The sequence below is a fragment of the Algibacter sp. 2305UL17-15 genome, assembly GCF_040720935.1.
Taxonomy (GTDB): domain Bacteria; phylum Bacteroidota; class Bacteroidia; order Flavobacteriales; family Flavobacteriaceae; genus Jejuia.
In genome coordinates this window covers 38,502-53,113 of record NZ_JBFDAE010000013.1, presented here as the reverse complement: position 1 = coordinate 53,113, position 14,612 = coordinate 38,502, and the positions used below count along the sequence as shown (strand labels likewise).

The window sequence follows — 14,612 nt, the reverse complement described above, 5'->3', positions numbered from 1 at the left end:
ACAACTATGAAAAAACTATTACTATTTACAGTTCTATTATTTACGTATGTGGCAACTTTTGCCCAACCATCTCCTGAACTATCATGGCAAGGTGGCAACAACCCAGAAGAAACCGATTCTGCAACGCTATTGTTTGATGCAACAGGAACCCCTTTAGAATCTTATGGCGGCACTATTTATGCCCATACGGGTGTAACTCTTGATAATACAATACAATGGCAAAATGTTAAAGGCGATTGGGGAAATAACTCAAACCAACCCGCTTTAGCATTGGTATCTGGCAATACGTATAGTTTAAACCTTACACCAACAATACGCGACTTCTATAATAATCCCGCAGGCACCATTACCGGTATTAATATAGTTTTGAGAAGTGCCAATGCGGGTACGCAAACCACTAATCTCAATATTTCTGTGGGGGCGTTACAATTAACACTTACTGCACCTACAAATCCAATTACCATACTATCTTCTGGAGGAAATTTAAGCATCACCGCTACCAATACTGGGGGCAATGCCAATTATATCTTAAAAGCCAATGGAAGTACAATAGACGAGCCTGCTACAAGTGCATCTTCCTATTCCTATACCGATATGAATATTATGGTAAATAAAAATTATGTTTTAGAAGCAACCATCGGAAGCACAACTAAATCTGTAGCATTTTCAGTACTTATCGATCCAGGTGCCAATAACGCTACAATGCCCGAAGATTATCCAGAAGGCATCAACTATGACAACACAGATCCTACCGTGGCAACATTGGTTTTAAATGCCCCTGAAAAGGATTTTGTTTACGTAGCAGGAAGTTTTAACAGTTGGAATCCTGAAACTACCGATGCTATGAAATATGATACTACCAGAAATAAATTTTGGTTGACATTGACGGGGCTTACTTCGCAACAAATAGAAACCTATCAATATTGGGTGGTGGACAAAACACCAATTGCAAACTCCCCTGCTCTAGTTAAAACAGCCGATCCTTATTCCACATTAGTATTATCTCCTTTTGATGATCCAACTATTCCTCCTTCAACATATCCTAGTTTACCAACTTATCCAGTTGGTCAAGAACGTGAAGTAACTGTACTTCAAACTGGAAAAACACCATACAATTGGCAGGTTACTAATTTCAATAAACCTAAAAAAGAAGATCTGGTTATTTATGAAGTTTTAATTCGTGACTTTGATGCCGATAGAAACTTTCAAGACATCATTGACAAAATCGATTACTTTAAAAACTTAAATATCAATGCTATTGAATTAATGCCCGTAATGGAATTTGAAGGCAATGAAAGTTGGGGATACAATACCTCGTTTCATATGGCATTGGATAAATTTTATGGTACCGAAGACAAATTTAAAGAGTTAGTGGATGTATGCCATCAAAATGGTATCGCCGTAATTTTAGATGTAGCTTTAAACCATGCCTTTGGAAGAAACCCGATGGTGCGTATGTGGATGAACGATCCTGACAATGATGGTTGGGGCGAACCAAGTTCAGAAAACCCTTATTTTAACACCACACCAAAACATTCCTATAACGTAGGCTCTGATTTTGATCATTCCAACTCATTTACAAGAGTCTATACAAAGCGTGTTGTAAAACATTGGATAGAAGAATTTAACATTGATGGTTTCCGATGGGATTTAACCAAAGGATTTACCCAATTATGTTCTTCTGGAGATGAAGGTTGCACCAATAGTTACAAACAAGATCGTGTTGATGTATTAAAAGAGTATGCCGATTATTCTTGGAGTTTAGATGAAACGCATTATGTCATTTTTGAGCATTTGGGTAACGACGATGAAGAAAGCGAATGGGCCAATTACAGATTGGGAGACGCAATTCCCAAAGGTATTATGCTATGGGGAAAAATGACGGACCCTTATAGCCAATTGACCATGGGATATGCAAACAATTCTAACATAAGCAGAATGGGACATAAAGCACATTCTGGTTTTACAGACAAACGTGTGGTTGGCTATGCCGAAAGTCATGATGAACTCCGAATTATGGAAAAAAACAAACGTTTCGGTAATAGTAGTGGCGGATATGACACCAAAGACCTCAACACAGGACTCTCAAGAATGTCGGCTTTAGGAGCTATGTCATTAACCATTCCTGGGCCAAAAATGATTTGGCATTTTGGGGAATTGGGCATGGACAATTCTATTTTTACATGCTCAAATGGCAGTTTGAACTTACCTGATGACTCACCTCCAAGTGGTGATAATGGTTCCCCTGCTGGAGATTGTAAACTGGACACCAAACCACAACCTCAATGGACCAACAATTGGTTGAATGATGCGAACCGAAGTCCTATTTATGAAACATGGTCCAGAATCAACAATCTAAAGGTGAACGAACCCGTTTTTGAAGGTGATTATAATATTACATCTGGAAACCTAACGCCCAGAATAAGCATATTTACCGGAAGTGAAACCACTTCTGGCACTGAGTTAAAAAATGTGGTTATCATTGCTAATTTTGAATTGGCCAATACCAATGTAAACCCAAACTTTCCTTATGGGGGCACTTGGTATGATTTAATGGATACCTCGGCTACTCCTGCAACTATCGCAGGTAGCACAACATCCATAAATCTAGCACCCGGGGAATTTAAAATGTATGGGAATCAAGCGTCTTCTTTATCGGTAAATGATTTTGAAACCTCCAATGCCATTAAATTATATCCTAACCCAACCCAATATATGTTTTCTATAAATACGGATGTAAAAACAGTATCAATCTATGACATAAGAGGAAAATTGGTAAAGCTGTTTAAAGGTAATTTTAAAAGCGGACACGCATTTGATGTTTCAAATTTACCGAAAAGCATATATCTTATAAGGGCTAAAAATGACTTTGGCATTACGGGTTTCACAAAGCTTGTAAAGTTTTAAAACTCTTTGAGACTATGATTGAGTGTTGATTAATGTAAAAAAATTAGTTTAGTTTAGTTTAGTTTGAATGTTAGTTGAAATGCTAGCAATCTTTTAAAGGCTTTCAGATTCCTGAAAGCCTTTTATTTTTCAAGAAGCTGGCTTTAATTCCTATTTATAGAGGCATCAAAGAAACAGCACACCCTCCTCCTGCAGCTAAATTAAGTTCTAAAACAGTTTCTCTATCTACCTCTTTTTCTTCAATATCGTAAACCTCTGGATTCTCTAGATAATGAGAATCAGGTTTATCCTTATAAATCTTTGCCAAATAAGTTTTGCCTTCATCCAAAAAATCTAAATTAACTTTTAGAGCACGTTTATTCTCGTCAGTAATCGTCCCTAAAAACCAGTTTTTAGTCCCTTTTTCTTGTCTTGCAACCGTGATAAACTCCCCAATTTCAGCATCCAAAACTTTTGAGGTATTCCAATCTACACCAACATCTTTTATAAATTGCATGGCTGGATGCCCTTTATAATGTTTCATCAAATCTGGCACCATTTGCACGGGGCTATACAACACCACATACAACGCCAATTGATGCGCCAATGTGGTATTGATTTGATTTTCTGGTCTTGATGGTTTTAAAGAGGTATTGAAAATTCCAGGAGTATAATCCACAGGGCCGCCCAACATTCTGGTAAATGGCACAATGGTTAAATGTTCTGGAGGATTACCACCATCTTTAGCCCATGCATTATATTCTTGCCCGCGAACACCTTCACGAGCAATGGCAACTGGATATGTGCGTCGCTTTCCTGTTGCTTTAATGGGTTCGTGTGCATTTATAGCTACTTGAGTTTCCAATCCTTTTTCCAATACTTTTTGGTAATGATTTACCATATATTGCCCATGATGGTATTCCCCTTCTGGAATAATACTACCAACATAACCTGTTTTCACAGAATGAATCCCTAGGTTTTTCATCAAAGCAAAAGCGGTATCCATTTGTTTTTCGTAGCGGATAATATCTGCTGAAGTTTCATGATGCATCACTAATTCCACGCCTTTGGATTTTCCATAACGCACCACTTCTTCCAAATCGTAATCTGGATAAGGCGTCACAAAATCGAAGTGTACTTTTTTATTCTTCTTATCCCACCATTTTTCCCAACCAATATTCCAGCCTTCAACAAGCATTCCACCGATGTTATGTTCCGCAGAAAAATCAATTAACTCCTTGGCGTATTCAGTATTGGCGGCATGGTATTTTCCAGAATAATCCCAACTACCTGTGCCGATGTGCATATCCCACCAAATACCTGAATATTTCATAGGTTTGAAGTAAGGCATCTCATCAATTTCACTTGGGTCGTTTAGGTTAACGATGAGTTTAGATTCAATTAAATCTCCTGCTCTGTCTGTAATTTGAATGGTTCTCCATGGTGTTTCAAATGGTGTTTGCCGTTTTACTTTTATGTTTTTACTGTTACCAACCAATTCGCTTTTCATTTTTAAGTTTGTGGTATCAACCGCTAAAGTCATACCTGCATAATCGGTTAAATCTGCTTCATGAAAACTTAAATACACACCCGAATCCGTTTTCATGGTTACTGGCGTATTTACAGCATTTTCAGGCATGTAGGTTTGTCCTAAATGTGTCCCAGGTTCATAGAATTTTAAGGCATCGATTTCTGAGAATTGTGTGGTTTGACACAAGTATTCATAAATATCCCAATCTCCAGGAATCCACCATACTTTGTGGTTTTCGGTTAAATTGAATTCGGTGTTTTCATCTGTAATCACAACATTATTCAAATGTTTTTGCTTCGGGAATTCATATCTAAATCCGATACCGTCGTCATAAACTTTGAAGACAATATTCAATTGTCGTTTTAATTCTGAAGTTTCCTCTAATTCAATTTTCAATTCATTGTAATGGTTTCTCACTTGAGCATCTTCTCCCCAAATCATGTCCCATGTTTCATCGGTAGTCGTTGCTTCAATAGCTGTTATTTTGAAATTATCACTTAAAGATTCAGCATCCTTTAAATCAAAACTCATTTTTGAAGTATCGATAACTTTTTTATTTTTATAATTGACTATGTAATATGGTTCGCCTTTTTCAGATAGAAAAAAATCGACTTTCACATTGTTATCAGGAGAAAGAACTCTAGTATTTAATGGTTTATCAACACAAGACGAAAAAGTAACTGCAAAGATTAAACCTAAATAAATTGTTCTTATATTGAAACTGATTCTCATAATTTTGAAACTAGATTTAAGGCGTTTGTATAATCTCACTTTTTTCTGAAATCCCATTTTCATTAAATGCTTCAATTGTAAAATAATATGGCGTATCACGATCCAAGCATCGCATAAAATGTTCAGAGGTATCATAAACCAACCACGACTGGTAAAGTTTGTCTGGAGCGATTCCCCAACGAATGTTATAACCCTGAGCACCCTTTACAGGATTCCAAGTAAACCCTATATCTCTTCGGTCAGTTTTGCGTTTTACCGTGAACCCTTTTACACTTGCTGGTATTTCTCCATCGCCCAAACCAAACACCCTGAACTCAGACATAGCAAAATTTGCTCCTGGCACCTCCACATTGTTATAGCGTACATACTTTGCACGAACTGGGGTATCTAATACGATATAAGCGTTAGGCGCATCAATATCACTTTTGCTTCTATCAACTACAGTTTGCCAGTTTTCACCATCTTCTGATGTTTCAATACTGAAACGGTGTCTCAATCCTTCGGTTCGCGTATATATCCCTGATTCGTGGTCGTGAAAATTCAACTGAAACGCATGAATCTTTCCAGGGTTTTGCATTTCAATTTTTAGCCATTGTTTATCATTATTGGCTTCGGCCACCCAAAATGTTTTCGGGTTTTCATCAGTCAATACTTTCGATATAATTTCATCGTTTGCGGTTTTTTCGAGAGGTAATTCTGTGACCTGTACATCATCGTCATTCGATGTGAATTTCATAATCTGTTTTAATGATGATGACACCGTAGTACTTCCTTTATAAGAAAGCAACATCCAGCCATTATGATGTCCTGCTTTTGTTGGATGGCTTGGAGCAAAACGCGGATAATCGCCATAATCAGTAGTGCAGTACATTAAGCCTTCATCGTCAAAATAGGTGGGAAACATACACAAACGACGTTCCCATTGCGCATTAGAGGCCAATGCCATGGTTCCAAAATGCCAATATTGTCCGTTAGTTTGCTTAACGGTAATACCATGTCCTGCGCCATTGGTAAACCCACCAGGCTTAAAACTCATTGGGTTATTTTTCATGTAAGTAAAGGGACCAAGTGGTGTATCTCCAATATATGCACCATCTGCATACACATTAAACTGAGTCCCGGGAGCTGCATACTGTAAATAATATTTCCCGTTGTGCTTTGTCATGGAAGCCCCTTCCATATAGCCTTCCTTCAAAGTGGGATGAAAATTATTTTCGCCAAAGCGTTCCCACCCGTGCGCTTCCTCAACAAGATTTATCAATTCTTTTTTAACACCTGTTTCGAGAAAACGGTCGTCCTTATTCAGCATTTTTACGCGGATGGGATGTACATTGGATGACCCCCAATAAAGGTACGTTTTGCCGTCATTATCAATGAATAATTCCGAATCCTGAATGTTTTTGGTAATGGAAGCCGTTGGAGTCCATTTTCCTTCTTTTGGATCATCTGTATAAAGAATGCTTCCGTAACCGGCCGGATCACCTGCAAAATAGACTAATGAATCCTTATAGTTAAAAGCAGTAGGTGCGTTACATCCTTCAAAAAACCATTGTTGGGGCTTAATGAATTTCCAGTTTACCAAATCTGTAGAATGCCAATAGCCAAAAGAACGCGTAACGAACATGTAATATTCTCCACGGAATTCTATTACAGCAGGGTCTGCACCTGAGCGATAGGATAAGTTTCTGCTTGAATTGTAAACCATGTAGGTATAATCAATGTCTAACGGATTGCAATAAGTTTCTGAATTCTTTTTTTCTGAACTTGAAGTTTGATTTTTAGCAACCGCTTTTGAATTAGCCATCTTGTCCTTGCAGGAAAAGAGGCAAACTAATCCTAAATATGTAATTAGTGTGATTTTATAGATTGATTTCATCTGATTGATCTTTTAAACCTACTCCCGAAGTTTCGGGATTGAAACCTTGCAGGAAAAGGATGTTTATATTTTGTGAGACCTACAAGGTTTTTAAAACCTCGCAGGTCGGATCGCTAAGTTCTGAATTTACCTGTCAGGTCTTATGACATTAATGTTCATAAGCTTCCATAGGCTGTCCTCGCAATCGTTCAAAACCTTTATAGGCGCGTTTAATTTGTTCTGGTTTTGCACGTTCAAACTCTTTTTCGGTAACATGATATTGCTCTTGCAATTCGGCTAATCGTTGTCGTAAAATCTGTTCAACTTCATTGTAAGCATCATCATTTATCACATTATTGACTTCTGAAGGGTCTTCTTTTAAATCGTATAATTCCCATTCGTCAATATCATCATATACATGAATCAATTTAAAACGGTCGGTACGCACACCATACATCTTTTTTACCATGTGAAATGCGGGGAAATCATAATAATGATAATAAATGGCATCACGGAAATCTTCATCTTCAATAGTGTTAGTAAATAAGGGTCTTAATGATTTTCCTTGCATATCTTCGGGAATGTCAACATTTGCAAAGTCTAAAAAGGTTTCAGCAAAATCCAGATTCTGCGTTAATGCAGTAATTTCAGTTCCTGGTTTAATCACCTTAGGGTACTTCATAAGCATAGGCATTTCCAAAGATTCCTCATACATAAAACGTTTATCGAACCAGCCCTTTTCTCCCAAATAAAAGCCTTGGTCTGTAGTGTAAACCACGATGGTATTTTCCTCTAAATTATTGGCTTTCAAATAATCTAAAATTTTCCCAACACCCTCATCAACCGCAGCTATGGTTGCCAAATAATCTTGTAAATAGCGTTGTAATTTCCATAAATCTAAATCCTTTCCTTTTAAATTGGCATCGTGAAAGGCATCATTTTTTGGTTGGTAGGCTTTATCCCAAGCGGCGCGTTGCCCTGGTGTCATACGCTCAAAATCTGTTTTCCAAGGATTGTGCGCCAATTCTGGACTGCCTTTCTTTTTGGTCATTTTTAAATCATGGCCTTCGTACATGTCTCTATAAATGGTTTGGTATTGTTCTTTTGAAGCCGTAGAGCCTTTATGGTCTGTAAAATAAGTATCTGGAACAGGAAACTTTACATTATCATATTTATTAGTATGACGTAAAGCGGGCATCCAATTTCTATGTGGGGCTTTGTGCTGTACCATGAGCATAAAAGGGACGTTGTCATCTTTAATTTTATCCAAGTATCGAATGGCATCTTCGGTTACAATATCGGTTGCATAACCCTGAACCATAGTCGTATCAACGGTTTTTGTTTCTGGGTTTACAGAAATAAAATTAGGGTTGTAATAATTGCCCTGGTCTTGTAGAATATTCCAATAATCAAATCCTTCCGGTTCGCCATGTAAATGCCATTTACCAAATACAGCCGTTTTGTAACCTGCTTTTTGTAACAGTTTAGGATAGGTTTGTTGGCTGCCATCAAAACGATTCCCATTCATTCTAAAACCGTTTATGTGGCTATGTTTTCCCGTTAGAATCACAGCGCGACTAGGCCCACAAATGGAATTTGTACAAAAGTTGTTTTTGAAAATTGCACCTTCCTCAGCAATTCTGTCAATATTGGGTGTTGGTGCTAATTGGCTAATGGGGTGTCCATAGGCACTTATTGCCTGTGTTGCATGGTCGTCTGCCATAATGAAAATGATGTTTGGTCTTTTCTGATTTTCGGCGACAATTTCTTTTTTCTCGTCTTTACAAGATTGAAAAGCTATGGCTATTAAAAGTATATAGATGCGTTTTTTCATGGCTTTTTTGTTAGTGTTTTTTTCGTTTGAACGGTTTCTTTATGCTGAATAGTTTGATTGAAAAAATCAAGTATTTGGTCTAATTGATTAAAAGGAATTTGACAGAGTTCATGTCGTCCACCAACTACTTTATGATAATAATACGATGCCTCTAAATCATGTAATTTATCAGCAATTATTTCAGAGCCTTCTAAAATTAAATAGCCCAATCTATCGGGAGTACAATAATGATGTGGTGCTTTTCCAACAGGTACCAAGTTATCATCTGTTCCATGAAATAAAACAGTTGGAACTGCATTATCTTTCGAGATATAATCTGAATCTACCAAAGCACCTGCTAACGAGATAACACCCGCAAAATTCACATGGTTATATACTGAAACATCATCTACAAAAAAGTTTTTTAGATACACCGCATTTAAAACGCCTTCTGCACCTGCACTACTGCCTCCAGCAATAATTTTTGTTGTGTCAATTTGAAGTTGTTCCTTGTTTTCTACAACATATTTTGCAGCATCCAGATAATCAATGGCTGCTTGTCTAAAAACATCTAATTTGAAGGTTTTTGGGCAATCGCAACCAGAACCTGTTTCTGAATTTTTGAGCAATAATCTGTATGAAATTGAAATCCCTATATAGCCATTTTCGGTTAAGTATTTCATCATTTTAACCTCATCATGATTATCTCTATTACCACCTGAAAAACCGCCACCATGCATCCATAAAACGACTGGCAAACTATCATTCTTTTTTAAATTTTCTGGAGTATAAACATCTAGTTTTAATTTTTCTGAATCTTTTTTGGCGTAGGTGTAGGTGGCTTTATTTTGAGACCACATAAAACTACTTATGCATATGAACAATACAAAAAATTTAAGATTTAAATATTCAAATTTCATTTTGATGGTTTACTATTTTATAAAATTTTATTCTGTTGATTTAGACCTACAAGGTTTTTAAAACCTCGCAGGTCTTTTCGGTCTATTTAATTCAGTTTTTCTATTAAAACACCACTTATCACAGGGTTTCCTGCTATCGGTTTTAAAGCGATTGTCAACCCCTCATTGTTGTTCACATTAATAATTGCTGTTTTTTCAATACCGTATTTTTCTGGATATTGTTCAGCCATGTTAAACCTGCTTTCTATGCAATCAGCGTTCAGATAAATATCAAAAATGCGTTGTTCTGTTTCTTTGTCTGATGCCACATCCGACGCTTTCAAATTATAAATATTTTCGGTAGGTTTTATTTGAGGTTCTACAAAAAACAAACTGACCTTATATTTTCCGTTAGGAATATCTAATTTGTAATTAGTGCAACCTTCCAACATGGTTTGAAATAAAGGGTCAGAATCTGTATTTCTAATACTATAAGGAATACCCTGATGCTTGTCTTTGCTTAAATTATAAACGACTCCATTTTCATATCCAAAACCTCCTTTTTTATAAGCTTGGTCTGGAACAAAAGTCAATTGACGTTCTTCATCATTAAAATAAAAATGAGAACCCACATTAATTCCGATTCTGGAAAATGTATCAAAATTTAAAGCATCTGTTTTTATAATTTGAATTGTTTTTTCTTCGGAAGTCCTTCCAATAATGACTTTAATCCTATTAGTTCCATTTTGAAATGGCATGTCAACCGTTGCTACTCCATTTTCAAATAAAATATTTTGAAATTTGTTTCCATTCAAGAACAGGTCTCCTTCTTTTTGATTTGAAAATAGTTGAACAGGATATGTATCATCATTAAACAAAGTCACACCATCTAAATAATTGGAAGCAATATGAATAAAAGGTTCATTTTTATCTAAAACAGATTTGTACCAATAGTAAATTTCCTTTGGTGTTCTGTCATATTGAAGCAAGCCTTTCTGATTGACATGCGGAATGGCATCGCCACGAAACTCCGAACCGAAATCTGCAAAATTCCAAGCGGTCATTCCTGTCATGTAAGGTCTTTCAGTAATTTGTTGGTAATAGGATTGGTGCAGTTTCGCTTGATATTCCGTAGAAAAATCAAACTTTTTTGGTGTTTTTGTAAAAATTCTAGCATCAGCTCCAGGACCATATTCAGAAAGTAATAATGACCTATTTGGATATCTTTTGTGTTGTTCATCTAAAAAAACGCCCAAATCCGGAATGTCCTTATCGTACCATCCAAAATATAAATTCCAACCAAATAACATGGGCAAATCAGCTATTCCAGTTTCGTTATACAGTTCGTTTAAATGTCCTGCCATTACCGTTATGTGATTTGGCGCTAAGTCACGGGTTAATTTTTCTAATTGTTTGGCTAAATCTAACGCTGCGTTTTTCTGACTTTCTTTTTCAGTTTCAGTTGATTTTCCATCAAAAGCCAAACGTAAATAAATCTCGTTCATATAGCCAAACATCACTACACTAGGATGGTTATAATATTGTTTTACATGCTCCTTTTGCATGGTTTTACAAACATCGAAAAACATCTTGTTGTTTGTAACTTTATTGACCACGGGAATTTCTGTCCACACTAAAATTCCTAGTTTATCACACATATCATACAACTCTCGCGATTGTGGATAATGTGCATTTCGCAACACATTTGCGCCCATGTTTTTTATCAATTGAATGTCTTTTTTTTGAAGCTCGATAGGGACCGCGTTTCCATATCCTTCATAATCTTGGTGTCGATTTACACCAATTAATTTTAACGGTTTCCCATTTAAAAAGAAACCTTTATCAGCATCAACACTTGCCCACCGGAAACCTATATTTTGCCATTTTTCATCTAAAACAGTTCCATTTTCATTGGATAATTGAAGCTGTAACTTATATAAATATGGCGATTCTGGCGACCATAACTTTGGATTGTATAGTTCAGAAAATTTTATATCCAAAGCTTCCGAAGCATCAGCACTACTTTTAAAATTCAGGTTTTTAGAAAAAATGATTTTATTTTCAGCGTCAAAAAGAACGGTCTTAAGTTTTGTGTTTACAGATTTGGTATCAAAATTATCAATCAATACTTTAACCTCTAAACCCGCTTTTTCTTCTGAAACATGATAATAATCTATGTAAAATCCCTCCGATGCAAAATCAGATAATGAAAAATGTTGCTTTGGTTTTGAAATGAGTTGCACATCACGATAGATACCTCCGTAGAATGTAAAATCGGCATCTAATGGCGGAATATCTAGATTATGGCTGTTATCAACCTTAACTTCAATTAAGTTGTATCCATCATAATTTATCCATTTTGAAATGTTGAAATTGAATGCGGTGTAGCCTCCTTTATGATTCCCAACATGATTGCCGTTTACATACACATCAGTCTCTTGATTTGAACCTTTAAAATGTAAATAGTGAACTGAATTTTTACTTTCTTCTGAAAAAAAAAGTTGTTTTTTATACCATCCAACACCTCTGTGATAGCCTTTTTCATCATCAAAAGCATCGTCTTTATTCCAAGTATGTGGAATATTTATGGTTGCCCAATTTTCAGACGTCTTTTCGCCTAAAACAAATTGCCACCCTGAATTTATGGTAACGGTTTGGGCTTCTATTTTGAATAGAAAGACGTTACATATTAAAATGCAAATGATATAAATTGTTTTGGACGTACTTTGTAACTTCAATGTGTTATATTTTAAAAATGTCTTATTTAATTATAGGTGTCGATGCATTGAGAAAAAAAACGCTGCTATTTTATATTTAAACCATTATATATTAAAGTTCCTTAAACTCAAAATAATCAACCCAAAGCTTTTGCGGAAATATATCATTTCGCAATAAACTGAACGTTATTTCTTGTTTTCCTTTTACTAAATTTATTGTCCCTAATTTTATCACCTCTGTATATCTTGTTTCAATAGGGGACTTAAAACTCAACGATTTCAACTTTTGATTATTAACCGAAATCTTAAAAACACCACCGTCTTTTTGTTTTAAAACATTGGCGTAAACTTCAAATTTACCAGCTTTTTCTGATTCAAACTCGACAATAAGCTCATTATCCTTATTTTTTTGAGTCCCCCAGAATAAGATTTTATGCCCGCTTACGTTTTTATATAAAGATTCATGAGCAAACTCATTAAGGTTTGCCCAACCTCCGGTATTTTTGACAATATTTAAACTTTCAGCTTCCAAAACATTTGGATGTCTAAACACCTCATAAGGTATTTCATAACCATATAATTCTTCAGCGGATGTTTTGGATATGGGGTCTTTCCCATTCGCATCTAAATACCAATACACAACTGTAGCGTATTGTGTAGGCCAATCGTTGACAAAATATTTTTCTAAATAACCTTCAAAAGATTTTTGAAAAGGAATATTGTCAATTATTTGCCATCGGTTTACGGCTTGATAGCCCATGTTGTCGCTATCAATAGATTGACTATGAAATGCTTGCTCGAAAATTGACGGATCGCACCAAGCGTAACCAAAATAATCTTCGGTTCCTGTACCAAATGTGGAAGGAAATGTTTCACCATCTACAAAAAATTTCTCATCGCCTTCTCCCCACCAATAATGCCCTTCTCCAGCGTTTGTATTACTGCCCCCTTTAGGGTTCCATATAGATAAAGAAGCACCTAGAAACCTACCTTTACCCTTTGTTTTTAAGAGCAACCAATCAGGCCAACGACCCTTTTCAACAGGCTCAAGATCTCTATGCCATTTCGCATGAAACCGCCCATAATCTTTTGTTTTTCCCTCAAGTTCTGCTTCGCCAATTTCTAAAGAAATATCTACTGGATGTTTGGAAAAGTTATGCAAAGTGATTTTGGCACCTTTTGAAAATGGCATATACCAATAACTGTACATCTCATCACCTATCATACCCATTGGCAATGTTTTGTAATTATTAAAGCCAGGAGCAGAACCAAAAAAATCACCAATTGGAGACCATACCGAGGGGTTCGCTTCGCCGTCCCATGCTATCTCAAGTACGGTTTTGCGTAATACTTCATTGCTATGTTCTGGGTTTTCGGTTTTAAGTTTTGCCTTTAAACTGGCAATTGCCCCTTTTCCTTTTATTTGATAAACATCTGTTTGTTTATCAGGCTGAAGTGTAATATTTTTATTTGTGATATGTAATTTTGAATCCGTTGGATTTTCTCCCATCCGCTCTTTAAAAAACGTGTTTACCTCAGTTAAAGCTTTTTGGTTTTCTTGATTCAAATTAGGATTAAACGCTTCCAAGACTACATCATACTTAAACGTAATGTAATTAAAATGATAATATTGCCCCCAATCTGGTTCAGCTACTATTTTACAACTTTTTTGATACGTGATAGGGACGTAGTTATTAAAACCTTTAGCATTGGTTTCATACACCAATTCTGAAAAATTGAAAGCGGGGATACTTGGTTTAAAATAATCTACAAAAGACTCACTTATAATGGGTGTTTCAGAACCATCTATATAAATATTTACTTTTCCCTTTTTTGGACTTGCAGACCATATACGCACTATAGCTCCAGGGCCAGTCATTTCTGCTAAAACCTCATTGTCCCCTTCTTTTCTTATAAACTGAGGTCTAAGACCATCATTATTTGCCGACCAATCAATAAACTCCCCTGTAACTGAATCTATTTTGCTTTTACGATCATAGCTAGACCACATTTCGCTCTTCTCACCTTTACTCGGTAATTTAGCCAATGCCTCAAGATTTGTTAATCTTTTTACCAAATTTTCATAAGTAATTATAGTGCCGTTTTGCTCATTACAGGACGTACAGAAGACTAAAACCAATACTCCAATATAAAGTGCTACTTTTTTCATTATTAACTA

At 36.0% G+C, this 14,612-nt stretch carries 7 protein-coding genes; 1 reads left to right on the top strand and 6 read right to left on the bottom strand.

Annotated features, from left to right (window positions below):
* The first annotated feature begins 6 nt into the window (after positions 1-6).
* Positions 7-2,907, top strand: a complete 2,901-nt coding sequence (locus tag ABXQ82_RS14040) for an alpha-amylase family glycosyl hydrolase (protein ID WP_367060921.1) — start codon at positions 7-9, stop codon at positions 2,905-2,907.
* Positions 2,908-3,061: 154 nt separating this feature from the next.
* On the opposite strand, the gene ABXQ82_RS14035 is transcribed toward ABXQ82_RS14040, so the two are convergent.
* The 6 genes from ABXQ82_RS14035 to ABXQ82_RS14010 all read right to left on the bottom strand — a co-directional run bounded on the left by ABXQ82_RS14035 (position 3,062) and on the right by ABXQ82_RS14010 (position 14,603).
* Positions 3,062-5,149 (bottom strand): glycoside hydrolase family 97 protein, encoded by a 2,088-nt coding sequence (locus ABXQ82_RS14035; protein WP_367060918.1) that lies wholly within the window; start codon positions 5,147-5,149, stop codon positions 3,062-3,064.
* A 16-nt stretch (positions 5,150-5,165) separates the two neighbouring features.
* Positions 5,166-7,025, bottom strand: a complete 1,860-nt coding sequence (locus ABXQ82_RS14030) for a family 43 glycosylhydrolase (RefSeq protein ID WP_367060915.1) — start codon at positions 7,023-7,025, stop codon at positions 5,166-5,168.
* 148 nt (positions 7,026-7,173) lie between these two features.
* The gene (locus ABXQ82_RS14025) at positions 7,174-8,838 is read right to left on the bottom strand and encodes a sulfatase (protein ID WP_367060912.1); all 1,665 of its coding nucleotides are present in this window, start codon (positions 8,836-8,838) and stop codon (positions 7,174-7,176) included.
* Positions 8,835-9,737 carry an alpha/beta hydrolase gene (locus ABXQ82_RS14020; RefSeq protein WP_367060909.1) on the bottom strand — a complete coding sequence of 301 codons (903 nt, stop codon included), beginning with the start codon at positions 9,735-9,737 and terminating at the stop codon, positions 8,835-8,837. Before ABXQ82_RS14020 ends, ABXQ82_RS14025 begins: the two co-directional genes overlap by 4 nt.
* Before the next feature lie 86 nt (positions 9,738-9,823).
* Complete coding sequence (locus ABXQ82_RS14015; RefSeq protein WP_367060906.1) at positions 9,824-12,454, bottom strand: glycoside hydrolase family 2 TIM barrel-domain containing protein; 2,631 nt, start codon at positions 12,452-12,454, stop codon at positions 9,824-9,826.
* 91 nt (positions 12,455-12,545) lie between these two features.
* Positions 12,546-14,603, bottom strand: a complete 2,058-nt coding sequence (locus ABXQ82_RS14010) for a glycoside hydrolase family 172 protein (protein ID WP_367060902.1) — start codon at positions 14,601-14,603, stop codon at positions 12,546-12,548.
* Positions 14,604-14,612: the final 9 nt, after the last annotated feature.